Origin of the sequence: Rhodococcus sp. BP-160, assembly GCF_019836205.1 — a bacterium.
GTDB lineage: Bacteria > Actinomycetota > Actinomycetes > Mycobacteriales > Mycobacteriaceae > Rhodococcoides.
In genome coordinates, this window is sequence record NZ_JABUEK010000001.1 from 285,053 (window position 1) to 309,642 (window position 24,590).

The window sequence follows — 24,590 nt, forward strand, 5'->3', positions numbered from 1 at the left end:
TCCTCGCGCACCACCACGAGAGCCCGCTCCTGCACTGCAGGAGCGGGCTCTCGTGCGCTTCGGACTATACGAACGCCGAGTACCCCGTCACTCCCCTGCCGACGATGAGGTTGTTCATCTGCGACGTGCCCTCGTACGAGTACAGCGCCTCGGCATCGGTGAAGTAACGGATCACGTCGTAGTCGAGCACGATGCCGTTGCCCCCCATGATCTCTCGGGCCCAGCCCACCACCTCACGCAGTCGGGTGGTGGTGTAGCTCTTCGACAGCGCCGCGTGCTCGTCGTGCTGCACCCCGGAGTCCTGCAGCTGCGACACTCGCAGTGCCATCCCGAGGCACGCGGTGATGTTGCCGGCCATGCGCGCGATCAGATCCGAGATCAACTGGAACGACGCGATGGGCGCCCCGAACTGCTCGCGCTCCTGTGCGTAGGCCACCGCCTTCTCGAACGCACCGATCATCACTCCGACCGCGCCCCACGCGACGCCGCCGCGGGTGAGGGAGAGGACCTTGGCGGTGTCGGCGAACGAGTTCGCGTGCTCGAGCTTGTTCGCGGTGGGCACCCGGCAGTCCTCGAAGTACAGATCTGCGTTCTCGACCGCGCGCAGCGAGTACTTGCGCTCGATCTTCTCCGCACGGAACCCCTCGGGGAAGCCGTCGTCCCCCTTCTCGAGGACGAAGCCCTTCACCTCACCGTCCGCCTCGTCCTTCGCGTAGACGATGATCAGGTCGGCGAAGGTGGCGTTGCCGATCCACCGCTTGCTGCCGTTCAGGATCCAGTGGTCGCCGTCGAGCCGCGCCGTGGTCTCCAAACCGCCGGCGACGTCGGAACCGCCGTGCGGCTCGGACAGGCCCAAGGCGCCGATCTTCTCCATGCGGCGCATGGCCGGGAGCCACCGCTCCTTCTGCTCGTCCGAGCCCAGGATGGCGATGCTGCTCATCGCGAGCCCGCTGTGGACCGTGAACATGGTGCCCGTGGACGGATCGACCCGCGAGAACTCCATGCCCAGCCACCCGGTGAAGACCTTGCGTGCGGGCGCGCGACCGTCGAACTCGTACTCCAGACCGACGATCCCGAGATCGGCCAGGCGCGGGAGCAGATGGACCGGTGACTCCGCCTTCTCCCAGAACTCGTTCGCGCGCGGGGCGACCTCGTCCTCGAGGAAGCGACGCACCACCGCGACAGTCTCCGACTCCTCGTCCGTCAGAATGCCCTGGTAGCCGAACATGTCCGCGGCGAGGAACCCCTTCGAGAGAGGTCCCAGCGGTTCGTGCTTGCTCATGTGCGACTCCTGTGTCGGTCGTCCGGCGAGTGGTCGGGTGACGCCTGTGTCTGTCACCGTGCTGCACGGATACCCCGACTGTCCCGAGATCAGTCGAACCCGTCGAACGGATCTCGAGGTGTTCTCGAGGTCTCCGGAGTCCCCGCTGTGCGGTCTCGACGAGGTGGGGCCATAGTTGAGCGGTGACAGAACCCGGGGGCAGCTCGACGACCGAACCCACCATCGGCCGCGGGCTGGTCCTCCTGTTGGCCGTCACCTGCGGTGTCCTGGTCGCGAATCTGTACTACGCGCAACCGCTGCTCGACACGATCGCTCGCTCCTTCGACATCGAGGAGGGCACGGCGGGCATCCTCGTCACCACCGCGCAGATCGGCTACGCCATCGGTCTGGCGTTCCTCGTCCCGCTCGGCGACCTGATCGAACGGCGGCGCCTCATCGTCACCGCCGCCCTGATCTGCGCCGTCGCGGACGGTATCGCCGTGGTGTCCCCCGGCTTCCCGATGCTCGCCGCCGCCCTCGTCCTCGCCGGGGTGGGAGCGTCCGCCGCCATGGTCATCGTCCCGCTCGCCTCGGCCCTCGCCGCGGAGGAGGATCGCGGACGCACCGTGGGCACCGTCATGAGCGGCCTGCTCACCGGAATCCTGCTCGCCCGCACCGTCAGTGGGTTCCTGTCCGAACTGGGCGGCTGGCGGTTGGTCTACGGGGTGGCCGCCATGGCCATCGCCCTGCTCGCGGTGGTGCTGCGGAAGTACGTCCCGGTGTCGACCCCGGTGGTGACCGACACCTACCGCGGCATTCTCGGCTCCATCCTGACGCTCGTACGCGAACTCCGGGAGCTCCGGTTGCGCATGGCTCTGGGCGCGCTCCTCATGGCCGCGTTCTCGGTGCTGTGGACCGGGCTCGCGTTCCTGCTCGCGGCTCCGCCGTTCTCCTACGGTGACGCCGTCATCGGCCTGTTCGGCATCGCCGGGGTCGCCGGTGCGTTGATGGCACCCATCGCCGGGCGCATGACCGACAAGGGACACGGACGGCGCGCGACGACGCTGTGCCTGACGATCCTGCTGGCCAGCTGGGCGCTGCTCTTCCTCGGATCGGGCAGCTCCGCCGTGTGGGCCGTCGTCGTCCTGATCGTCGGCATCATGGCTCTCGACCTGGGCACCCAGGGCGCGCACATCAGCAATCAGAACGTCGTGTTCGTCCTGGATCCGCCGGCGCGAAACCGTCTCAACACCGCGTACATGGTGAGCTACTTCGGCGGCGGCGTCCTCGGTTCCGTCGCTGCGTCCGTCAGCTATTCCGTCGGTGGGTGGGCGGTGCTGTGCCTCACCGGGGCAGCGATCTCCCTCGCCGCACTCGCCATCTGGCTCCTCGGCCGGAGCGCGTCATCGGGGAGTGTTGTGCGGAGTGACCACGTGCACGGGTGACGGCTCGTCCCGAACACCGTCCAGGGCACCGGCGGCCTGCATGAGCAACCGGCACGCCGACCGCGCGTCGGCACGCAGATCATGGTGCAGCACAGCCGAGATGGAGCGCTCGGCCAGCAGCCGACGGTTGTCCGCGTCGAGGTCGTGGGCGATGAACACCCGGCACCGACGACCCACCCGCTCGAAGGCCCGCACGGTGGCGACGTTGCCGCCGCCGATGGAGTAGACCGCCTCGATGTCGGGGTGCTGCGTCAATGCCTCGACCACCAGGTCCTCGACCGTGTCGTCGAGTCCGCTGCTGCGGGCGATGTCGAACACGGCCCGCGGCACCCCGGACGCCGTGCGGCGCAGGGCCCGACGGAACCCGATCTCCCGTTCACCCTCGTTGCGGAACGTGTCGTGGCTCAAGGTGACCAGCACGCTCGACGTCGACTCCCCCAGCCACTGATCGACGAGGTACGCCGCGGTGGCGCCCGCGGCGCCGTCGTCGATGCCCACGTACGCGGTGCGCGCGCTCGACGGCACGTCGCTGACGTAGGTCACCACCGGGATGCCGGCTGCCACGACGGCGTCGAGCGCGTCGGACACCTGCGGATCGTCCGGCGCCTTGACGATCAGTCCGTGCGAGCCGCGCGCGCGGATGCCGTCGAGCGTCTCGAGCATCGCGGGCACCGACTCCGTCTCCCGGAAGTGGAACCGCGACCGGACCACGGCCGGTGACAGCATCGGCAACTCGGCCTCGAGGGCGGACCGCACCTGGGAACAGAACCGCTCGGGTGCCTGCATGACCACGTCGACGAAGAACTTGCGCCCCGACAACCGCAACTGGGTGCGCTGCTTGTCGAGGTCGGCGATGGCCTGGCGCACCTCCGCTCGGGTGTCCTCCCGGACACCGGGCCGCTCGTGCAGCACCCGGTCCACGGTCGCCTCGCTCAGGCCCGACTGCTGCGCGATCTCCCGCACTTTGTAGCGATGTCCCACAGCGGTGTCCTCTCGAGGTGTTTTTGATGCGTTCAGAGTGTTGATCACCGGCGCCGGGACCGCAAGACTTCCCGGTGTGGGCACTCTTCTGGACGACACCGTCGTTCTCGTCAGCGGTGGCACGTCCGGTGTGGGCGCCGCCGTCGTGCGAGCGAGCCTCGCCGCGGGCGCACGCGTGGCCTTCAGCGGCCGACGTGACGAGGTGGGCACCGCGTACGAACGCGAGCTGCGCGCCGACGGCCACGACGCGACCTTCGTGCGCGCCGACATCGCCGACCCCATCGAGGCGATCGCGAGCGTCGAGCGCACCGTCGAGCACTACGGCCGCGTCGATGCCGTGTGCAACGCGGCCGGACTCACCTCCCGAGGGTCACTGCTCGACACCACCCCCGAGCTGTTCGACCAGCACATGGCCGTCAACCTGCGGGGACCGTTCTTCGTCATGCAGGCCGCCGTCCGAGACATGCTCTCGCGCTCGGCTCCCGGCACCATCGTGAACATCGGCTCCGTGAGCGGCCGCGGCGGGCAGTCGTACCTCGCCCCGTACGTGGCGGCGAAGGCCGGCCTGTCGGGGCTGACCAAGAACGCGGCACACGCTCACCGGTTCGACCGGATCCGCATCAACGCACTCGACATCGGCTGGACCGAGACCGAGGGCGAAGCCGTGACGCAGAGGACGTTCCACGACGCGCCGGACGACTGGGCCGCCGACGCGGCCGCGCGCATGCCGATGGGCAAGCTCGGACAGCCCGACGAGATCGCCGACATGGTGGTGTTCCTGCTGTCGCCGCGCAGCGGCGTCGTCACCGGCTCGGTCATCGAATGGGATCAACAGGTAGTAGGAGGGCAGGACTGATGGGCAACGACGTTCGGAACCAGCGAATCGGAGTCGTCGGACTGGGACGCATCGGTGCGTTCCACACCGAGACTCTCGCCGGACTCGACGGGGTCTCGAGCCTCGTGGTCACCGACGGACGGCCGGAGGTCACCGACGCCGTCGCCGCGAAGTACGGCGCGGAGAAGGTCGACGGGGTCGACGCGATGCTCTCCGCCGGCGTGGACGGCATCGTCGTCGCGGCGGCCACGCCCGCGCACGCCTCGCTGCTGCTGGCCGCGGTGGACGCCGGGATCCCCGTCTTCTGCGAGAAGCCGTTGGCCTTCACCGCCACCGAGAGCAAGGCCGTGGTCGACGGCATCGCGACCTCCGACGTGCCCGTCCAGATCGGGTTCAACCGGCGGTTCGATCCGGCCGTCGCGGCCGCCGAACGTGCCGTGCGCAGTGGGGATCTCGGGTTCCTGCACACCGTGCGGTCCACCACTCTCGACCCCGCTCCCCCGCCGATGGCGTACATCGCGGAGTCCGGCGGCATCTTCCGCGACTGCAGCGTCCACGACTTCGACGTCGTGCGCTGGATCGTCGGTCGCGAGGTCGTGTCCGTGTTCGCCACCGGCTCGAACCAGGGCGATCCCGCGTTCGCCGCCGCCGGCGACGTCGACTCCGCCACCGTGCTCCTGACGTTCGAGGGTGGCGCCGTCGGTGTCGTGTCGAACTCCCGCTACAACGGCCGCGGCTACGACTGCCGCCTCGAGGTCCACGGCCGGGACGACACGGTCGTCGCCGGCTGGGATCCCCACACCCCGGTCCGGAACATGGAAGCGCCCCAGCTCTTCCCGAACGGCGAGCTGTTCCCGTCGGACACGCCCCACGGGTTCTTCATGGACCGGTTCGCCGCCTCCTACCGCGCCGAGCTGTCCGCGTTCCTGGAGGTCTGCGCCGGCACCCGCCCGTCCCCCTGCACCGCGCAGGACGCCCTCGAGGTCGCCTGGATCGCCGAGGCCGCCACCGAATCCCTGCGCCGCGGCGCACCCGTCACCCTGGAAGAGGTCCGCTCATGACCGCCGCACCCGTACGTATCGCCGGAGCACCCATCTCGTGGGGCGTCTGCGAGGTCCCCGGCTGGGGATACCAGATGGACAACGACCGCGTGCTCCGAGAGATGCGCGGCGCCGGACTCACCGCGACGGAGAACGGTCCCGAGGGCTTTCTCCCGGCCGATCCGGCATCCCTGGCCGCAGTGCTCGCCGGTCACGACCTCACCTCCGTCGGGGGCTTCGCTCCCGTTCTGCTGCACGAGGAGTCGCACGATCCGGTGCCGACCATCGCCTCGCTGCTCGACGGCTTCGTGGCCGCGAACGCCGACGTCATCGTCCTCGCCGCGTCCACCGGCCAGGAGGGCTACGACGCCCGTCCGACGCTCACCGCCGATCAGTGGACCGTGTTGCTGCGCAACCTCGATCGTCTCGCCGCCGCCTCCGCCGAGCGGGGAATCCTCGCCGTCGTGCATCCCCACGTCGGCACCATGATCGAGCAGCGCGACGAGGTGCACCGCGTGCTCGACGGCTCCTCCATCCCGCTGTGCCTGGACACCGGGCACCTCATGATCGGCGGCACCGATCCGGCCGAACTGGCCACCGCGGCGGCCGATCGCATCGCGCACGCTCACCTCAAGGACGTCGACGCCGCCCTCGCAGCACGGGTCCAGGCCGGCGAGCTCACCTACACCGACGCGGTCCGCGCCGGCATGTACACGCCGCTCGGAACCGGGGACGTGGGCATCGGCGGCGTCGTCGACTCGCTCCTCGACGCCGGATACACCGGCTGGTTCGTGCTCGAGCAGGACACCATCCTGTCCGAGGAGCCGGGCGAGGTGGGCGGCCCGGTCACAGACGTCGTCGCCAGCGTGCAGCACCTCCACGACATCGTCGCCGCCCGAACGGCCGCGGTGTGACGGCACCTCTGCGCATCGGGGTCCTCGGCGCGTCGCGCATCGCGGAGCAGGCGATCATCGGACCGGCTCACGCGCTCGGTCATCGACTGGTGGTCGTCGCGGCACGCGATCGCGGCCGCGCCGAGGCCTTCGCACAGCGGTACGGCGTCGAGCGCGTCGCCGACGACTACGACGCGGTGATCGACGATCCCGAGGTGGACGCCGTCTACAACCCGCTCGCCAACGCCCTGCACGCCGAGTGGAACATGCGCGCACTGCGCGCCGGCAAGGCCGTCCTGACGGAGAAGCCGTTCGCGCGCAACGCCGCCGAGGCGCGGGCAGTGCGCGATGTGGCTCGCGAGACGGGCGCAGTGATCGTCGAGGGGTTCCACTACCTCTTCCACCCGGTGACGCGGCGGCTGCTGGACATCGCCGCGAACGGCACCCTCGGTCGACTCACGCGGGTCGAGGTCGTCATGGCCATGCCCGCACCCGCCGACGACGATCCGCGATGGTCGCTCGACCTCGCGGGCGGTTCCGTCATGGACCTGGGCTGCTACGGGCTCCACGTGCACCGCCTGCTCGCCGACGTCGCCGGCGGGCCTCCCCGCGTGGTCTCCGCCGTCGCCACCGAACGTGACCCCGGCGTCGACGCGACGTCGACCATCGAACTCGCGTTCCCCGACGGCGCCACCGGCACCGTGACGAACTCGATGGAGCACGCCGAGCACGAGTTCACGGTGCTGCTGACCTTCTCCGAGGGAACGGCGTTCGCGCACAACCACATCAAGCCGAACACCGACGACCGCGTCTCCGTCACGGATGCGTCGGGGACGACGGTGGAGCACCTCGGCACCCGCCCGTCGTACGAGTACCAGCTCGAGGCCTTCACGGCGCACGTGCAGAGCGGCGCTCCGATCCCCCTCGACGCCGACGACGCGGTGGCCACCATGGAGCTCGTCGATGCCGCGTACACGGCGGCAGGTCTCCCTCTCCGCTAGACCCCGAGAACGACGGCCCCGCACCCCTGAGCGAAAACCTGGGGTGCGGGGCCGTCGTCGTCGGTGCAGTTCTGCTCACGAGCACTCGCGCGCGCGGTCCGGGTGCCGACACGACACGGGCCCCGCACCTCGTGTGAGGTGCGGGGCCCGGGAGTCGAGCGTCAGCGGCGCAGTTCGTGGGTGAGCGTCTCGAGCTCGTCGCCGCCGGCCATCTCCTTGGTGAGATCGTCGAGGCTGATCTCGTCGTAGGAGCAGTCGAGCTTCTGGCGGCCACGGTTGAGCAGCACGAAGTGGTCACCGACCATGTACGCGTGGTGCGGGTTGTGCGTGATGAACACGACGCCGAAGCCCTGCTCCTTGGCTGCCGAGATGTAGCGCAGCACCATGCCGGACTGCTTGACGCCCAGCGCGGCGGTCGGCTCGTCGAGGATGAGGACACGGGCGCCGAAGAAGATGGCGCGGGCGATGGCCACACACTGGCGCTGACCGCCGGAGAGCGAACCGATGGGGGCGTCCACGTCGGGCAGGTCGATGCCCATCTTGTGGAGTTCCTCCTTGGTCGTCGCGCGCATCGCGGCGGCGTCGAGGGTGCGGAAGACACCCTTCTTCCGGAGCTCCTGGCCCAGGAAGAAGTTGCGCCACACCGGCATCAAGGACACGACGGCGAGGTCCTGGTAGACCGTCGCGATGCCCTTGTCGAGCGCGTCCTTGGGTGAGGAGAACTTGACCTCCTCGCCGTCGACGAGCAGCTGGCCCTCGGTCTGCTGGTGCAGGCCGGCCATGATCTTGATGAGGGTCGACTTGCCGGCACCGTTGTCGCCGAGCACACCGGTGACCTCGCCGGCGCCGACGCGCAGGTTGATCCCGCCGAGGGCGATGATGTTGCCGTAGCTCTTGCCGACGTTCTTCAGCTCGATCAGCGGGGTCTTGCCGCCACTGTTCGATTCGAGGGGAGTCTCGATGGTTGCACTCATGTCAGGTGTCACCTTTTCGCAGCGTAGGAACGGAAGCTGTTGTTGGCGATGACGGCGAAGAGCAGCATCGCACCGAGGAAGAACTTGAACCAGTCCGGGTTCCAGCCGGCGTAGACGATGCCCTGGTTGGTCATACCGAAGATGAAGGCGCCGATGGCCGCACCGATGGCGGTACCGAAACCTCCGGTGAGCAGGCAGCCACCGATGACCGCGGCGATGATGTAGAGGAACTCGTTGCCGACACCCTGGCCGGACTGGACGGTGTTGAAGGCGAAGAGCAGGTGCATGCCGACGAACCAGGCGCAGAAGCCGACGAACATGAACATGCCGATCTTGACCTTGGTCACCGGCACACCGATGGCGCGAGCCGAGTCCTGGTTGCCGCCGACGGCGAAGATCCAGTTGCCGACGCGCGTCTTCATCAGCACGTAGGTGGTGATGAGCGTGAAGACGAGCCACCACAGGACGGTGATGCGGACCGAGACACCGAAGACCGAGAACGACGAGGCGAAGACCTTCTTGGCGGACTCGAACCCGTCCATGTCGGAGATGGACTGCGTCGCGACCTGGCCGGTGACGAGCTTGGTCACCGCGAGGTTGATGCCCGTCAACATCAGGAACGAGGACAGGGTGATGAGGAACGACGGGATCTTCGTCTTCATCACCAGGTACCCGTTGAGGAATCCCACCCCCAGTGCCAGCACCAGGGCGAGGACCGAGCCGATCCACACGTTGAGGTGGAGGTTGTAGGCCAGCATGGACGCGGCGATCGAGGAGAACGTCACCGCCACACCGGTCGACAGGTCGAACTCGCCGCCGATCATGAGGACCGACACGCCGCACGCCATGATGCCGATGGTCGACGAGGCGTACAGCACGGTGGCCAGGGCCTCGGGGCTCCGGAACGGCGGGGCGACGATGGCGAAGAACACGAAGATGATGATGGCGCCGAAGAGGGCACCGATCTCCGGACGGACCAGCAGACGCTGGAACGGCTTCTGCTTCTTCACCCGCTCGTCGGTCACGACGGTATGCGTGGCGAGATCGAGATCTGCCTGAGTGGACATGGACTTCCTTACCTGACGGGGGATTCTCTGCGCTGGCGGAGCATTCGTTCGGATGACACCCCGTGAGGGAGGCGAGCGGCGAACGTTCCGTGTGATGTCGATGTAATACGCATCACAGCCAGAAGTCAATACTTTGTTCGGACATTAGGACTGCAGCCGGACGTACCCGCTAGAGCGTGACCCACCTTCCCGACTCCACCGACTCCGTCATCGCGTCCAGCACCGAGGCGCTGCGGACAGCATCCCGCACGGTCGCGCCGACGGAGGCGTTCTCGGCGATCGACTGCAGGAAGCGCGCCGCCTCGACCACCTTCAGGTCGTCGTACCCCATCGCGGACGCGGACCCCGGCTGGAAGACGCCGTACTCGCCCGCTCCCGGACCGACGAAGAGCGTCGACTGCGGCTGGTCCTGATACAGCGGCTGATCCTCGCCGGCCGCCCGCAGGCCCAGCTGCAGCTCCCCCATCCGACGGAAGTCCCACGAGACCGAGCCCTTGGTCCCGTGGATCTCGAACCCGTAGGAGTTCTGGTCACCCACCGCCACGCGGCTGGCCTCGAGGACACACCGGGCGCCGGTCGCCATGCGCAGCTGCGCGGACACGAAGTCCTCGTTCTCCACCGGGCCCTGCGCACCGCCCGAGGCGCGCATGTGGCCGCTGGTCACCCCCGTCGGCTTGGCACGCTGCGGGATGAAGACGGCGGTGTCCGCCACCAGTGAGGCGATGTCGCCGAGCAGGTACCAGATCAGATCCGCGCCGTGGGACGCCAGATCGCCGAGCACGCCGCTACCGCCGCGCTCACGCTCGAAACGCCAGCTCAATGCGCCGTCCGGGTGGGCCGCGTAGTCACTGAAGAACCGGAAGCGTGCATGCGTCACGTCGCCCAGTTCGCCGGACGCGATGATGACGCGCGCCTGCTCCACGGCCGGTGCATTGCGGTAGTTGAAGCCCACTGCCGTCTGCACGCCTGCCTTCTCAGCGGCGATCGCCACTGCACGGGCATCGTCCGCCGACAGTCCCACGGGCTTCTCGATCCAGAGGTGCTTCCCGGCCTCGGCCACCGCGACACCCATCTCCCGGTGCAGGAAGTTCGGCGACGTCACCGACACGGCACCGATGGACGGGTCGGCCACGACGTCGCACCACGACTCGGTGGACGAGCCGAAGCCGAACTGCTCGGCAGCCTCGGCGGCGCGGCCGGGCACCTCGTCGGCCACGGTCGCGAGAACGGGCAGGGGTCGGAGCGCGGGGTAGTGGTGACGCACGCGGCTGTAGGCCTGCGTGTGGACGCGGCCCATCCAGCCGAAGCCGACGACGGCGACAGGCAGAGTGGTGAGGCGAGGGTCGGACATGGGTGCACTCCAGACGAGGGGGTTGTTGGACCGTTCCAAACGGAAGCTCGCCCGCAGTCTGCCCGTCGCCCGATCGCGCTGTCAACGCTCTTCCGTTCACCGCGTCCGTCCCGCTAGGCTGCGTTTGGCACGGTCCAACTCGGCGGGGCCGCCTCACCGGACGGAGCGAGCCGTGACGAACATCGAGCGGCCACCCACGATCCGCACCGTGGCCGAACGCGCCGGCGTGTCCAAGTCGCTCGTCTCCCTGGTCCTGCACGACTCCCCCAATGTCAGCGACGAGAAGCGTGCGGCCGTGCACGCCGCCATCGACGAGCTGGGCTACCGGCCGAACCTGTCGGCCCGCAACCTGTCCCGGCAACGGACGGACATCGTCGGGGTCCTCATCAACGACCTCCGCAACCCGTGGTTCGTGGACTGCCTCGAGGGCATGGCCCCGGTGCTCGAGGCACACGGGCTGACCATGATGCTCGGCGACGGTCGAGCCGACCGGAGCGGGGACGACACCGTCGTCCGCAAGTTCACCGAACTGCGACTCGACGCGCTCGTCCTGGTCGGCACCCGGTCGCCCACTCCCCTGGTCGCCGATGCCGCGACGTCCATGCCGACGGTGATCGTCGCGAGCCGCGACCTCGAACTCCCCCGCGCGGACGTCGTGGCCAACGACGACACCGCGGGATCCGCGCTGGCGGTGGCGCATCTCGCGGAACTGGGACACCGCCGGATCGCCCACGTGGCCGGGTCGTTCGGCGCCGTGTCCGCCCTGCGCGCCGACAGCTACCGCGCCGCGATGGCGTCGCGCGGTCTGGACACCGACGGCCTCGTCGAAGCGTGCGACCTCACCGAGGACGGCGGATACGACGCCGCCCGGAGACTCCTCGCCCGCACCCCCCGCCCGACCGCCGTGTACGCGGTGAACGACATCGCCGCGGTCGGCGTCATGACGGCCTGTCAGGAAGCGGGACTGGCCGTGCCGCAGGACATCTCGATCGTCGGATACGACAACACCTCCATCGCACAACTGCGCCACGTCTCCCTGACGTCGGTGGACAACGCCAGCGCGTCGGTCGGTCACCGGGCCGCAGCGGCGGTGATCGACCGGATCGCTCGTCCGACGGCAGCCGGCACGCTCGACCTCATCGCGCCGACACTGCAGGTGCGCGGAAGCACGGCACCGCCGGCCGACACGTAGCTCCCCACGCGGCCTCCCGGGTGACTTAGGGTACCCCTACCTCCGCGGTCTCCGGAGGCATCGCGAGCAGCAGGGGTACCGCATGCACAGCACGACGACACGACGATTCGCCACAGCCGTCGCCGCCTTGACGCTCCTCACCGCGGTCGGGTGCAGCAGCGACCAGACATCCGACGCGGCGCCCGACACCCCGACGGGCACCGTCACCATCGACCATGCGCTCGGTTCCACCTCGGTCGACCGCGCCGAGCTCGGGTCCGACCCCCGCATCGTCACCCTCACCGTTCCCGCCACCGATGCCGCGCTCGCCCTGGGCGTGCAGCCGGTGGCCTTCGCCTCGGACGTCACGGGATCACCGGACGGCCACTACCCCTGGCAGACCGAGCTGGCGGCGGACGTGCCGCTCGTTCCCGTCCCCGTCGACGGCACCCTCCCCATCGAGGAGATCGCCTCGTACGCACCGGATCTCATCCTGGCGGACTTCGCCGCGTCGACTCCGGCACAGTACGACCAGCTGACCGCACTGGCTCCGACCATCCCCGTCATCGGCGACACGGTCTCACCGTACGACGCGTTGACGCGGGCGCTGGGCACGGTGCTGGGCCGCGAGGACGCTGCCGAAGCGGCGATCGCGCGGACGGAGACTGCACTCGCCGACACCGCTGCTGCGCTGCCCGGACTGGCGGGGAAGACGGCACTGCTGTCGCAGTACATCCCGGCCACCCAGCAGTTGGTCGTGGTCGCCGACCCCGACGACGGCGCCTCGGCGTTCTACCAGGAACTGGGGATGACGCTGCCGCCCATCGAGCGTGCGGAGACGGCCGGCAACCGGCTCGTCGTCGGACCCGAGCGCGTGGACATCCTGAACTCCGACCTGGTGATCATCCTCGTGAACGGCGGTACCGCGGCCGATCTCGAGGCACTGCCCGGCTGGGCCGATCTGCCCTCGGTGCGCTCGGGCGGCATGCTGATCACGGATTACGCGACCATCATCGCGCTGAACACACCGTCACCGGCGTCGCTGACGTACGCGCTGGAGAAGGTTCGGCCGACGCTCCGGTCGATCGCAGGCTGACGCCTCCGGGTCAGCGGTCGACGAGGGTCGTGTCGAAGTAGTACCGCGACGCGCGGTACACGTGCGACCCGTACTCGACCACCTTGCCGGAGTCGTCGAACGCCGTTCGGTGCATGGTGAGCAGCGGCGCCTTCGGCTTCTCGTCCAGCAGGTGCGCCTCGTCGCGATCGGCCGCCTTCGCCCCGATGCGCTGGCGAGCGAGGCGGATGTGGACTCCTTTGGTGCGAAGCGACTGGTACAGGCCGTGCGCCTCGAGCTCGGCGGGCTCCGGCGCCACGTCGACGGGCATGTAGTTGATCATCAGCGCGAGCGGTTCACCCTTGGTCAGTCGCAGACGCCGCACGGTGACCACCTCGGACTCCGGCCCGATGTTGAGCTCGCGCGCCACGTCCTCGGTGGGCAGCCCGACCGAGTACTCGAGCAACTTCGTCGTCGGGTCCTGGCCGGCGCGCGCCAGGTCGTCGAAGAGGCTGGTGAGCTCCACCGGTCGATGCACCGGGCTCTGCACCACCTGTGTGCCGACGCCACGCTTGCGCACCAGCAGCCCCTTGTCCACCAGTTCCTGGATGGCCCGACGCGTGGTCGGCCTCGACAGGTTCAGGCGCTTCGCGAGGGCGAGCTCGTTCTCGAAGCGGTCACCCGGGGCCAGACTGCCGCCGAGGATCGCGCCCTCGATGGCCTGCGCGAGTTGGTAGTAGAGCGGAACGGGACTCGACCTGTCGAGCTCCACGGCGAGCGGTTGACTCACGTACCAGCTCCGATCCGAAACTAGGCGGGTGTGCGGGCGGGCTGCCCGAGAACAGAGTGTAAGTGACCGTGCGCAATATGACGGCAAGTTAGAATGTCAGGACAAACTATTGACAGGTTGGTGTGGCGCGGAGCACAGTGATACCGGCCCCCACGCACACGCCCCGAGTATCGATGGAGCAGACCTTGACCACAGTGAACAACACCGGCCCCACCGGTGATGCACGTTTCGACGTGCTCGCCATCGGACGCAGCGGAGTCGACATCTATCCCCTGCAGGTCGGTGTGGGCCTCGAGGACGTCGAGACGTTCGGCAAGTTCCTCGGTGGCAGCGCGGCCAACGTCACCGTCGCCGCCGCGCGACTCGGGCGCCGCACCGCACTGATCTCCGGCGCCGGCGACGATCCGTTCGGCCGCTTCGTGCGCGCCGAGCTCGCCCGCCTCGGCGTCGACAACCGCTACGTCGTGGTCGACGGCCAGTACGCCACCCCGGTCACGTTCTGCGAGATCTTCCCGCCGGACGACTTCCCGCTGTACTTCTACCGCAAGCCCACCGCGCCGGACCTGCAGGTGCGTCCCGAGGACATCGACACCGAGGCCGTCCGGAGCGCCGCTCTGTACTGGTCGACGGTCACCGGTCTGTCCGAGGAGCCTTCGCGCAGTGCACACTTCACCGCCTGGGAGGCGCGTGGACGCGCTCCGCTGACGGTGCTCGACCTCGACTACCGGCCCATGTTCTGGGAGAGCCCCGCCGCCGCGACCGAGCAGGTCCAGCGCGCACTGCGACACGTCACGGTGGCCGTCGGCAACCGCGAGGAGTGCGAGGTCGCCGTCGGCGAGACCGAGCCGGACCGGGCCGCCGACGCGCTGCTCGACATGGGGGTGGAACTGGCGATCGTCAAGCAGGGCCCCAAGGGCGTACTGGGCAAGACGCGCACCGAGCGCGTGGAGGTGCCACCGAACTTCGTCGACGTCGTCAACGGACTCGGTGCCGGCGACAGCTTCGGTGGATCGCTGTGCCACGGACTGCTGTCCGGCTGGCCACTCGAGAAGATCCTCCGCCACGCCAACGCGGCCGGCGCCATCGTCGCGTCGCGCCTCGAATGCTCCACCGCCATGCCCACCGCCGACGAGGTCGCCGCCCTCGCCGAGTCCGCGGTCACCGCACCGGGTTCCGATCTCGCCGATTCCGAGGAAGCACATGTCTGAGACCATCACCGCGACCTGCACCACGTACGCCGACGTCACCGAGATCCGGGCGCACGACCCGGGCGCGATCGACCGCGCCTGGGCCTCTCGCGTCACCCGTGAGACGGTGCGCGGAGACGGGCGGCTCATGATCGTGGCCGCCGATCACCCCGCCCGCGGTGCCCTGTCGGTCGGCTCGAACCCGACGGCCATGAACAGTCGCACCGAACTGCTCGACCGCCTGCGTACCGCGCTGGCCGACCCGGGAGTCGACGGTGTCCTCGCGACGTCCGAGATCCTCGACGACCTCGTACTGCTCGGCGCCCTCGACGACAAGGTCGTCATCTCCTCGATGAACCGCGGCGGACTCGCCGGCGCGTCGTTCGAACTCGACGATCGGATGACCGGCGCGACCGCGGCGTCCACCGCGAAGGCGCGGATGAACGGCGCCAAGATGCTGACCCGCATCGACCTCGACGATCCCGGCACGCTCGGCACCCTCACCGCCTGCGCGCAGGCCATCGACGAACTCGCGGCCGAGGGCCTCATGGCCATGGTCGAGCCGTTCCTGTCGTCGCGCCGCGACGGCAAGGTGGTCAACGATCTGCGTGCCGACGCCGTCATCAAGTCCATCCACATCGCCCAGGGCCTCGGCGCCTCGTCGGCGTACACCTGGATGAAGCTGCCCGTGGTCGACGAGATGGAGCGCGTCATGGACGCCACCACGCTCCCGACGCTGCTCCTCGGCGGCGACCCGCAGACCGCGCCCGACGAGACCTTCGCCAGTTGGGCACGTGCACTGAAGATCCCCGCCGTCCGCGGCCTCATCGTGGGCCGCACACTGCTCTACCCGAAGGACGGCGACGTCGCCACCGCGGTGGCGACCGCAGTCGACATGGTGCGGGGCGGGGCGGACGAGTGAACAGCGAGTTCTACATTCCCGCCGTCCCCGGTGCCGGAGTCACCGTCACCCCGGAGAGCGCGGGATGGACCGAGTCCAGTCTGCGCACAGTGCTTCTCGCACCCGGCGAGTCCGTCGATCTCTCCTCCGACGACGACGAGATCATGGTGGTCCCTCTGCAGGGATCCGCGACCGTCACGTGCGGCGAGGAGTCGTTCGCACTGACGGGGCGCGCGTCGGTCTTCGACGGGCCCTCCGACTTCGCGTACGTCGGCCGTGACAGCAGCTACACCCTCCGCAGCGAGCAGGGTGGACGTTTCGCGCTGTGCGGCGCACGCGCCTCGCGGGCCCTGCCGTTCCGCTACGTTCCCGCCGCCGACGTCGCCGTCGAACTGCGCGGCGCGGGCAACTGCAGCCGTCAGGTGCACAACTTCGGCACCGCCGACACGTTCGAGGCCGACTCGCTCATCGCGTGCGAGGTCATCACCCCCGGCGGCAACTGGTCGTCCTACCCCGGCCACAAGCACGACGAGGAGACCGAGACCGAATCGGCACTCGAGGAGATCTACTACTTCGAGATCGACAGTGGCCGTGACGGTTCCGCCGGTTTCGGATACCACCGCGTGTACGGCACACCCGAGCGTCCCATCGAGGTGCTCGAAGAGGTGCGCACGGGTGACGTCGTCCTCGTCCCGCACGGGTATCACGGGCCGTCCGTCGCGGCGCCCGGCTACCACATGTACTACCTCAACGTCATGGCCGGACCGGGCAGCGAGCGCGCCTGGAAGATCGTCGACGATCCCGACCACACCTGGATCCGCAGCACGTGGGACGGCCAGGACGTCGATCCACGCCTCCCCCTCACCCCCCGACCTCCGCTGGACTCAGCGCACCGTGGAAAAGGAGCCTGACGATGGTGTCCACCGCACCGATGTCACAGAGCAAGACCGAGAACGCCGAGCCGATGGTGCACCTCACGGTGTCCCAGGCCATCGTCCGCTTCCTCGCCAACCAGTACGTCGAGCGTGACGGGGTCCGGACCAAGTTCTTCGCGGGCTGCTTCGGCATCTTCGGCCACGGCAACGTCGCCGGTCTCGGACAGGCGTTGCTGCAGGCCGAGATCGACGCCGTCGAGGCGGGCACCGAGCCGGAGCTTCCCTACGTCCTCGGCCGCAACGAGCAGGCCATGGTGCACAGCGCCGTCGGCTTCGCCCGCCAGAAGGACCGTCTCCAGACCTGGGCCGTCAGCGCCAGTGTCGGACCGGGCTCGACCAACATGCTCACCGGCGCGGCGTTGGCCACCATCAACCGGTTGCCCGTCCTGCTGCTCCCGGCGGACACCTTCGCCACCCGCGCCTCCTCACCGGTGCTGCAGGAGCTCGAGCTCCCGTCCAGCGGCGACGTCACCGTCAACGACGCGTTCAAGCCGCTCTCGCGCTACTTCGATCGAGTGTGGCGCGCCGAGCAACTGCCCGCGGCTCTGCTCGGCGCCATGCGCGTCCTCACCGACCCGGTGGAGACCGGCGCCGCCACGGTCGCCGTCCCGCAGGACGTCCAGGCCGAGGCACACGACTGGCCCGAGTCGTTCTTCGCGCCGCGCACCTGGCACGTCGCCCGCCCGCTGCCCGAGCGGTCCGTCGTCGCCCGCGCCGCCGAGATCATCCGCTCGGCGAAGGCGCCGCTGATCGTCGCCGGCGGCGGCGTCATCTACTCCGGTGCCACCGAGGCGCTCGCGTCGTTCGCGGAGAAGACCGGAATCCCCGTCGGCCAGAGCCAGGCAGGCAAGGGCTCCCTCGTGTACGACCACCCGCAGTCGGTCGGCGCGATCGGGTCCACCGGCACCACGGCCGCCAACGCCCTCGCGACCGAGGCCGACGTCGTCATCGGGATCGGCACGCGCTACAGCGATTTCACCAGCGCGTCGCGCACGGCCTTCTCCAACCCCGACGTGCGGTTCGTCAACATCAACGTGGCGTCCATCGACTCGGTCAAGCAGGGCGGTCTCTCCGTGGTCGCCGACGCCCGCGAGGCGCTCGAGGCACTGACAGACGCGCTCGCGGACCACGAGGTGAGCGCCGAGTACCGTGCGCGCGCCACCGAACTCGCCGCCGAGTGGGATCGCACGGTCGCCTCGGTCTACGCCGTGGACGACGACAATATCGGCATGAACCAGAACCAGGTCATCGGTCTCACCAACTCGCTGTCCGACCCACGCGACATCGTCGTGTGCGCCGCCGGCTCGATGCCCGGAGACCTCCACAAGCTCTGGCGCACACGCGATGCCAAGGGCTACCACGTCGAGTACGGGTTCTCCTGCATGGGCTACGAGGTGGCCGGCGGCATCGGCGTCAAGATGGCGGCACCGGATCGCGACGTCTTCGTCATGGTCGGCGACGGCAGCTACCTCATGATGGCCACCGAGCTGGTCACCGCGGTCCAGGAGGGCGTGAAGGTCATCCTGGTGCTGGTGCAGAACCACGGCTTCGCCTCCATCGGATCACTGTCGGAGTCGCTCGGCTCCCAGCGCTTCGGCACCGCGTACCGCTACCGGTCCGAGTCCGGTCGACTCGACGGCGGTGTGCTGCCCGTCGATCTGGCGGCCAACGCCCAGAGTCTCGGCGCTGACGTCATCCGCGTGAACACCGCCGGCGAGTTCGCCGACGCCGTCAAGGTGGCCAAGGCGGCGGACCGCTGCACGGTCATCCACGTCGAGACCGATCCGCTGATCGCCGCGCCGGACAGCGAGTCCTGGTGGGACGTCCCGGTCAGCGCCACCTCGACGCTCGAGAGCACGCAGACGGCGTACGAGACGTACGAGGCGTGGAAGAAGGTCCAGCGGCCGTACCTCCGGCCGTCCGCCGACTGACTTCTCGATCCGGACACACCCGGTCACCCGGGGCGGCGTGCGCGAGCGCGCCGCCTAGGGTGACCGGTGATGAACATTCACGACCGCACCGGACGCGGCCGACGGACGGCTTCGGCGATCGCGACGGCGGTCGTGCTCGTGGGTACGCCGGCACTCCTTCCGAGTCTCGCCGGGGCGCAGCCCGCACCGCCTCCGACGTCCACCCCGTTCCGGACGCCCGACACCGACGCCTGTCCCCACCGTGACGTGCCACCACCGGCCATCGACGCGTCCGAGGTCCCCGCTCCCGGCGACGCGGAACCGCAGCCCGTACCCGTCCCGGCCGAGACGGTCGGCGGCGAGGAACTGGCGGCGTGCGGTGTGATCACCGCGGCCGGTGCGCCCGCTCTTCCCGCGGACATCTCGGCGGCGGGATGGGTGCTCACCGATCTCGACTCCGGCGCGGTGATCGCGGCGAAGGATCCGCACGGCCGGTACCGGCCGGCGAGCACGATCAAGGTCCTGCTGGCGCTCGTCGCGCTCGACGAGCTCGATCTCGATCGCACCGTGGTGGCCACCGCGGAGGACGCGGCCGCCGAGGGCAGCGCGGTGGGCATCGGTACCGGCGGCGTGTACTCGGTGCGCCAGCTGATGCAGGGGCTGGTGATGGCGTCGGGGAACGATGCCGCGCACGCCCTCGCCGTCCAGCTCGGCGGCGTCGACACCGCCGTGGAGAAGATGAACGCGAAGGCCCGTGAGCTCGGTGCCCTGGACACGCGCACGGCGTCGCCGTCGGGTCTCGACGGACCGGGCATGGCCTGCTCACCCTACGATCTGGCGCTCATCTTCCGGGCCGCGATGGATGATCCTACCTTCGCGGAACTCATTGCCACCGAATCGGTTCCGTTCCCGGGCTATCCCAAGGACGCGTCGAAGCCGGACAATCCCTCGCGGCCCGACATGCCCGGCGTGCCGGTGAACCCCGATCTGCCGCTCAACGAGGACCGGCCGGGCTTCACCCTCGCCAGCGACAATGCGCTGCTGTTCAACTACCCGGATGCACTGGGCGGCAAGAACGGCTACACCGACGACGCACGCCAGACCTTCGTCGGCGCGGCCGAACGCGGTGGCCGCCGGTTGGCCGTGTCGCTCATGAATGCCGACGTGCTGCCCATCCGGCCCTGGGAGCAGGCCGCCCGCCTGCTCGACTACGGCTTCACGCAGCCTGCCGACACGGTGGTGGGCACCCTGGTGACCGGGAGCCCGGACGCGGCGGCGGCGCCGACCTCGTCGACCCCCGCCTCGACCGCGCCGACCGATCGCCGGACCGAGGCGAGCGGTGGCGGCGCCTATGCCGGAGTGGACGACGAGAGCGAGGTGGCGATCAGGGTCGGTGCGGGAGTTCTGGGTCTGATCGTCGTGATCGGGCTCCTCCTGTGGGCGCGCACGCTGCACCGCAGACGGTCCTGACCACGCTGCACGTCAGCGTCGGCGCCGGCCGCGCCATCCGCCCAGGCCGAGCACGGTGAGCACGCCGGCGCCGACGAGAGCTGCCGCACCGGCGGGTGAGACCCCTTCGCGGACCACCACCTGCGGTGCGATCACCGCACTGTCGGGCACGGCGGGTGCCGCGAGGGACAGGTTCTCCGTGGCCGTCGCCGCCCACGCCGTCGAGAACAAGAGGAAGCGTGACGTCGTGAAGGCGAACACGAGGATGCCGATGATCGGTCCGAACGTGGCACCGGCCGGACCGGACGTGACGCTCTCGAGGTAGACCGCGCCGACCTGCTTGAAGATCTCGAACACCACGGCCGCCGACAGCGCGGCGCGTGCCGCGCTGCGCACGGTCACGGGCTCACGGGGCAGCCGGGCGATGACCCACACGAACAGTGCCCACGTCGCGGCGATCGCCAGGGCGAACGACGCGATCTGCACGGCGACGCCGACACCGGGAACGTCGTCCAGATTGACGGCCTTCAGGAGTGCGGGGACCACCGACCCGCTGGCCACCGCCGACAGGCCGAGCGAGATCACCAGGGCCAGACCCAGACCGAGCAGCGCTCCGAGATCCTTGGCCTTGGTGGCCAGGAAGCTGCCCGCCTCGTGCGGCGTCTCCCACATCGCGGTGAGCGCCTCCCGCAGATTGGCCGTCCATCCGAGGCCTGCGTAGAGCGCACCCAGGAGACCGATGATGCCCACGCTGGTGCGCGACTCGATGGCACTCGAGACCAGTTCGTTGATGGTGCCCGCGAAACTCCCGGGAACGTTCTCGGCGATCTGGGACTGCAGTTCCGTCAACAGGTCCGGCCGGGAGGCCAGAACGAAGCCCACCACGGCGAACGCGACCATCAGCAGCGGGAAGAGGGCCAGAACGCTGAAGTAGGTGATACCCGCGGCGTAGTAGTCGCCCTTCTGCTGCTGGTACACCGAGCCGGCCCGCGCGAGGTGATCGAACCACGGCCACCGCCGTCGACGTTCCTCGATGATCGCCGCGAAGTCCGGCATGGCGCTCAGCCTTTCGGTGGAAGGAATCCGACCCTGTCGTACACCTGTGCCAGCGTCCTGGACGCGATCGAGCGTGCGTGCTCGGCCCCGTCCCGAAGAATCCGGTCGAGTTCGGCCGGGTCGTTCATGTACTCCGTGAACGCCGTGCGCACCGGGGCGGAGAACGCCGACACCGCATCCGCGGTGTCGCTCTTGAGATCACCGTATCCCTTTCCGACGTATCCCTCGACGAGCGTCGCGACGGGCGTGCCGGTGAGGGCGGACTGGATGGTGAGCAGATTGCTGACACCGGGCTTCTCCGCCGTGTCGTAGCGGATCTCACGCTCGTTGTCGGTGACCGCCGAGCGAATCTTCTTGGCCGACACGGCGGGGTCGTCCAGGATGTCGATCCGACCCGACACGCCGGAGCCGGACTTGCTCATCTTCGCCGTCGGCTCCTGCAGGTCGTAGATCTTCGCGATACCGGTGACGATGTGCGCCTCCGGCACGACGAACGTCTTCTTGTAGCGCGAGTTGAAGCGCTGGGCGAGATCGCGGGTCAGCTCGAGGTGCTGGCGCTGGTCCTCCCCCACGGGCACTCGCTGCGGGCGGTAGAGCAGGATGTCCGCGGCCTGCAGCACGGGGTAGGTGAACAGGCCGACACTCGCCTGATCGCTGCCCTGGCGTGCCGACTTGTCCTTGAACTGCGTCATGCGGCCGGCCTCGCCGAATCCGGTGATGCAGTTGAGAACCCATGCGAGTTGGGCATGTTCGGGTACATGGGACTGCACGAACAGCGTGGAGCGCGCGGGGTCGATGCCGACGGCCAGCAACTGCGCTGCGGCGCGGCGAGTCCGGGCGCGCAGCTCCTTCGGATCCTGCGGCACCGTGATGGCGTGCAGGTCCGGAATGAAGTAGAAGGCGTCGTACTCGTCCTGCAGTTCGACCCATTGCCGCACCGCGCCCAGGTAGTTGCCCAGGTGGAAGGAATCCGCCGTGGGCTGGATGCCGGAGAGCACTCGGTGCCGAGGTGCGACTCCTGCGCTGTCGGTCGCGGTGTCGGTCGTCATGATCTACAGATTCAATCACCTCTGGTCGTAGGGTCTGCGCCATGACCACTGACAGGACGTCCGACACCGCCGTGACCATCGGCTCGGCGCCGGGGATCGAGGTGGAGGTGCTGCCGTACGGTGCGACCCTGCTGCGCCTGACCGTCACGGGCGGGGACGGTGTGCGCCGCGACGTGTCGGTCGGCGTCGCCGGCGAAGCCGAGTTGCGCGCGGGCACGGACTACCTCGGGGCGACCGTGGGGCGCTACGCCAATCGCATCGCGCACGGGCGATTCGACCTCGACGGTGAGCGGGTGGAGGTGTCGCGCAACGACGGCGACAACCACCTGCACGGCGGAGTCGACGGCTTCGACTCCCGCACCTGGACGGTGGAGCGGGTCACCGCTGACGAGGTGGAACTGTCCCTGGTGAGTCCCGACGGCGACCAGGGCTACCCCGGCGAGGTGCGGGCACGCGCCGTCTACTCGGTCCGGGGAGACACGATGCGCATCGAGTACCTCGCGCAGACCTCACGTACGACAGTGGTGAACCTGACCAGCCATGCCTACATCGATCTCGACGGACACGGTGTCGACGACCTCGAACTGCAGGTGGACGCGGCCTCGTTCGTGCCCGTGGACTCCGCGGGAATTCCCACGAACGGTGTCGTCCCGGTCGACGGCACGGCACTCGACCTGCGGCTCCCGCGCCGCATCGGCGACGTCGTCCGGTCCGACGATCCTCATGTGGCGGCCACGCGAGGGGTGGACCACAACTTCGTCCTCGACGGAGCCGAGGACGGCGGGGAGTTGCGCCGCGCCGCGCGTGTCACGTCGCATCGCAGCGACACGACGCTCGAGGTGTGGACGAATCGGCCCGGGCTGCAGGTCTACACCGGCAACTTCCTCGACGGCAGCACCGTGTCCCGACGCGGTACCGCGCTGCGTCAGGGCGACGGACTCGCGCTCGAGCCCCAGTTCTTCCCCGACAGCCCGAACCGGTCGGCGTTCCCGTCGGCCGTCCTGCGCCCGGGCGAGACGTCTCGCTGCGTGATCGAGTACAGGTTCGCCGCGCGATAGCCGGCCCACCTCCAGCCTTCCCGCGGTGTGGTCGTCCGGCCCTGCCGCGACACGACCGGCCCATCATGCCACTGATGTGAGCGTTCACATCACGTTTCGGCAATGTTCGCGAAGCTCTTGACGCGGAGGAATGTTAACGCTCACACTCTGTGTCACGCGTCACACGGAGTGATGCCTACAGAGGAGACCACGATGACGTCGAAGAGAGTCGTTGCAGCGAGCACGTTCCTGGTGAGCAGTGCGCTGATCCTGAGTGCCTGCGGCGGCGGAGGCGACTCCGCGAGCGGCGGAGGCGGGACCGTTCTGGGGTTCTCGCAGGTCGGAGCCGAGAGCGGCTGGCGCACCGCCAACACCACGTCGATCCAGGGCGCGGCGAGCGAGGCCGGAATCGATCTCAAGTTCTCCGACGCACAGCAGAAGCAGGAGAACCAGATCAAGGCCATCCGCACCTACATCCAGCAGAAGGTGGACGTGATCGCCTTCAGCCCGGTCGTCGAGACGGGCTGGGAGCCGGTGCTTCAGGAAGCGAAGCGCGCGAACATCCCCGTGATCCTCACCGACCGCTCGGTCGACACGACGGACGAGTCGCTGTACGCCACGTTCCTCGGATCCGACTTCGTCGCCGAGGGCGTCAAGGCCGGCGACTGGCTCGTCGAGAACAGCGCGACGTCGGACGTCAACGCCGACGGACGCATCAACGTGGTCGAGCTCGAGGGCACGACTGGTGCCGCACCGGCCATCGATCGCGCCGAGGGCTTCCGCGAGGCCATCGCCGCACAACCGACCATCGCCATCTCCAAGTCCCAGACCGGTGACTTCACCCGCGACGGCGGCAAGCAGGTCATGGAGTCGTTCCTGAACTCCGACAAGGCCATCGACGTGGTCTACGCCCACAACGACGACATGGGCCTCGGCGCCATCGAGGCCATCGAGGCGGCCGGCCTCGTCCCCGGCAAGGACATCAAGATCATCACCGTCGACGCGGTCAAGGACGGCATGCAGGCGCTGGCCGACGGCAAGATCGACTACATCGTCGAGTGCAACCCGCTGCTCGGACCGCAACTGATGGACCTGACGAAGAAGGTCGTCGCCGGCGAAGAGGTACCCAAGCGCGTGGTCACCGAGGAGACCACCTTCACCCGCGAGCAGGCCGCCTCCGTGCTCGCCGACCGCCAGTACTGA

The 24,590-nt window shown here is 69.0% G+C and carries 22 protein-coding genes; 14 read left to right on the plus strand and 8 right to left on the minus strand.

Annotated features, from left to right (window positions below):
- Nucleotides 1-64: 64 nt before the first annotated feature.
- The gene (locus tag HQ306_RS01305) at nucleotides 65-1,282 is read right to left on the minus strand and encodes an acyl-CoA dehydrogenase family protein (protein WP_222627210.1); all 1,218 of its coding nucleotides are present in this window, start codon (nucleotides 1,280-1,282) and stop codon (nucleotides 65-67) included.
- 182 nt (nucleotides 1,283-1,464) lie between these two features.
- Between HQ306_RS01305 and HQ306_RS01310 the strand changes: the two genes are divergently transcribed.
- A complete protein-coding gene (locus HQ306_RS01310; protein WP_222627212.1) occupies nucleotides 1,465-2,706 on the plus strand; it encodes an MFS transporter in 1,242 nt (413 codons plus the stop codon).
- Here HQ306_RS01310 and HQ306_RS01315 read toward each other — a convergent pair.
- Complete coding sequence (locus HQ306_RS01315; protein WP_027503728.1) at nucleotides 2,665-3,687, minus strand: LacI family DNA-binding transcriptional regulator; 1,023 nt, start codon at nucleotides 3,685-3,687, stop codon at nucleotides 2,665-2,667. The two genes, HQ306_RS01310 and HQ306_RS01315, sit on opposite strands and share 42 nt — an antisense overlap.
- A 76-nt stretch (nucleotides 3,688-3,763) precedes the next feature.
- On the opposite strand from HQ306_RS01315, the gene HQ306_RS01320 reads away from it, so the two are divergent.
- From HQ306_RS01320 to HQ306_RS01335, 4 genes are read left to right on the plus strand one after another with little or no spacing between them, the layout of a single operon-like run.
- Complete coding sequence (locus tag HQ306_RS01320) at nucleotides 3,764-4,543, plus strand: SDR family oxidoreductase (protein ID WP_222627214.1); 780 nt, start codon at nucleotides 3,764-3,766, stop codon at nucleotides 4,541-4,543.
- The gene (locus tag HQ306_RS01325) at nucleotides 4,543-5,583 is read left to right on the plus strand and encodes a Gfo/Idh/MocA family oxidoreductase (protein ID WP_222627216.1); all 1,041 of its coding nucleotides are present in this window, start codon (nucleotides 4,543-4,545) and stop codon (nucleotides 5,581-5,583) included. Before HQ306_RS01320 ends, HQ306_RS01325 begins: the two co-directional genes overlap by 1 nt.
- Nucleotides 5,580-6,476 (plus strand): sugar phosphate isomerase/epimerase, encoded by an 897-nt coding sequence (locus HQ306_RS01330; RefSeq protein WP_027503731.1) that lies wholly within the window; start codon nucleotides 5,580-5,582, stop codon nucleotides 6,474-6,476. Before HQ306_RS01325 ends, HQ306_RS01330 begins: the two co-directional genes overlap by 4 nt.
- Nucleotides 6,473-7,456, plus strand: coding sequence for a Gfo/Idh/MocA family oxidoreductase (locus HQ306_RS01335; protein ID WP_308115397.1), 984 nt, complete (start codon nucleotides 6,473-6,475; stop codon nucleotides 7,454-7,456). Before HQ306_RS01330 ends, HQ306_RS01335 begins: the two co-directional genes overlap by 4 nt.
- A gap of 161 nt (nucleotides 7,457-7,617) precedes the next feature.
- Here HQ306_RS01335 and HQ306_RS01340 read toward each other — a convergent pair whose 3' ends face one another.
- The 3 genes from HQ306_RS01340 to HQ306_RS01350 form a co-directional block, all read right to left on the minus strand.
- The gene (locus HQ306_RS01340) at nucleotides 7,618-8,430 is read right to left on the minus strand and encodes an ATP-binding cassette domain-containing protein (RefSeq protein WP_027503733.1); all 813 of its coding nucleotides are present in this window, start codon (nucleotides 8,428-8,430) and stop codon (nucleotides 7,618-7,620) included.
- 8 nt (nucleotides 8,431-8,438) lie between these two features.
- Nucleotides 8,439-9,497: an ABC transporter permease gene (locus HQ306_RS01345; RefSeq protein WP_222627218.1), complete on the minus strand. Its 1,059-nt coding sequence runs from the start codon at nucleotides 9,495-9,497 to the stop codon at nucleotides 8,439-8,441.
- A 169-nt stretch (nucleotides 9,498-9,666) separates the two neighbouring features.
- Nucleotides 9,667-10,848: a Gfo/Idh/MocA family protein gene (locus tag HQ306_RS01350; protein ID WP_222627220.1), complete on the minus strand. Its 1,182-nt coding sequence runs from the start codon at nucleotides 10,846-10,848 to the stop codon at nucleotides 9,667-9,669.
- Nucleotides 10,849-11,020: 172 nt separating this feature from the next.
- Between HQ306_RS01350 and HQ306_RS01355 the strand changes: the two genes are divergently transcribed.
- Together HQ306_RS01355 and HQ306_RS01360 are read left to right on the plus strand one after the other, a co-directional pair.
- Nucleotides 11,021-12,040 (plus strand): LacI family DNA-binding transcriptional regulator, encoded by a 1,020-nt coding sequence (locus HQ306_RS01355; protein WP_308115396.1) that lies wholly within the window; start codon nucleotides 11,021-11,023, stop codon nucleotides 12,038-12,040.
- An 82-nt stretch (nucleotides 12,041-12,122) separates the two neighbouring features.
- Nucleotides 12,123-13,115 (plus strand): ABC transporter substrate-binding protein, encoded by a 993-nt coding sequence (locus HQ306_RS01360; protein ID WP_222627224.1) that lies wholly within the window; start codon nucleotides 12,123-12,125, stop codon nucleotides 13,113-13,115.
- Between the two features lie 10 nt (nucleotides 13,116-13,125).
- Here HQ306_RS01360 and HQ306_RS01365 read toward each other — a convergent pair whose 3' ends face one another.
- Nucleotides 13,126-13,863, minus strand: coding sequence for a GntR family transcriptional regulator (locus HQ306_RS01365; RefSeq protein ID WP_027503738.1), 738 nt, complete (start codon nucleotides 13,861-13,863; stop codon nucleotides 13,126-13,128).
- Between the two features lie 173 nt (nucleotides 13,864-14,036).
- Between HQ306_RS01365 and iolC the strand changes: the two genes are divergently transcribed.
- The 5 genes from iolC to HQ306_RS01390 all read left to right on the plus strand — a co-directional run bounded on the left by iolC (nucleotide 14,037) and on the right by HQ306_RS01390 (nucleotide 20,266).
- On the plus strand, nucleotides 14,037-15,071 hold the full coding sequence (iolC, locus tag HQ306_RS01370; protein WP_051612912.1) for a 5-dehydro-2-deoxygluconokinase: 1,035 nt from the start codon (nucleotides 14,037-14,039) through the stop codon (nucleotides 15,069-15,071).
- Nucleotides 15,064-15,972, plus strand: coding sequence for a hypothetical protein (locus HQ306_RS01375; protein ID WP_027503740.1), 909 nt, complete (start codon nucleotides 15,064-15,066; stop codon nucleotides 15,970-15,972). The genes iolC and HQ306_RS01375 overlap by 8 nt, the downstream gene beginning before the upstream one ends.
- The gene (iolB, locus tag HQ306_RS01380) at nucleotides 15,969-16,862 is read left to right on the plus strand and encodes a 5-deoxy-glucuronate isomerase (protein WP_222627226.1); all 894 of its coding nucleotides are present in this window, start codon (nucleotides 15,969-15,971) and stop codon (nucleotides 16,860-16,862) included. The genes HQ306_RS01375 and iolB overlap by 4 nt, the downstream gene beginning before the upstream one ends.
- A gap of 2 nt (nucleotides 16,863-16,864) precedes the next feature.
- On the plus strand, nucleotides 16,865-18,817 hold the full coding sequence (iolD, locus tag HQ306_RS01385) for a 3D-(3,5/4)-trihydroxycyclohexane-1,2-dione acylhydrolase (decyclizing) (RefSeq protein WP_222627228.1): 1,953 nt from the start codon (nucleotides 16,865-16,867) through the stop codon (nucleotides 18,815-18,817).
- A gap of 69 nt (nucleotides 18,818-18,886) precedes the next feature.
- Nucleotides 18,887-20,266 carry a D-alanyl-D-alanine carboxypeptidase family protein gene (locus HQ306_RS01390; RefSeq protein WP_222627230.1) on the plus strand — a complete coding sequence of 460 codons (1,380 nt, stop codon included), beginning with the start codon at nucleotides 18,887-18,889 and terminating at the stop codon, nucleotides 20,264-20,266.
- Between the two features lie 12 nt (nucleotides 20,267-20,278).
- Here HQ306_RS01390 and yhjD read toward each other — a convergent pair whose 3' ends face one another.
- Together yhjD and trpS are read right to left on the minus strand one after the other, a co-directional pair.
- The gene (gene yhjD, locus HQ306_RS01395; RefSeq protein WP_222627232.1) at nucleotides 20,279-21,301 is read right to left on the minus strand and encodes an inner membrane protein YhjD; all 1,023 of its coding nucleotides are present in this window, start codon (nucleotides 21,299-21,301) and stop codon (nucleotides 20,279-20,281) included.
- A gap of 5 nt (nucleotides 21,302-21,306) precedes the next feature.
- Nucleotides 21,307-22,350 (minus strand): tryptophan--tRNA ligase, encoded by a 1,044-nt coding sequence (trpS, locus tag HQ306_RS01400; protein ID WP_056447663.1) that lies wholly within the window; start codon nucleotides 22,348-22,350, stop codon nucleotides 21,307-21,309.
- 41 nt (nucleotides 22,351-22,391) lie between these two features.
- Between trpS and HQ306_RS01405 the strand changes: the two genes are divergently transcribed.
- Both HQ306_RS01405 and HQ306_RS01410 read left to right on the plus strand, forming a co-directional pair.
- On the plus strand, nucleotides 22,392-23,408 hold the full coding sequence (locus HQ306_RS01405; RefSeq protein WP_222627234.1) for an aldose epimerase family protein: 1,017 nt from the start codon (nucleotides 22,392-22,394) through the stop codon (nucleotides 23,406-23,408).
- A gap of 192 nt (nucleotides 23,409-23,600) precedes the next feature.
- Nucleotides 23,601-24,590 (plus strand): ABC transporter substrate-binding protein, encoded by a 990-nt coding sequence (locus HQ306_RS01410; RefSeq protein WP_056447659.1) that lies wholly within the window; start codon nucleotides 23,601-23,603, stop codon nucleotides 24,588-24,590.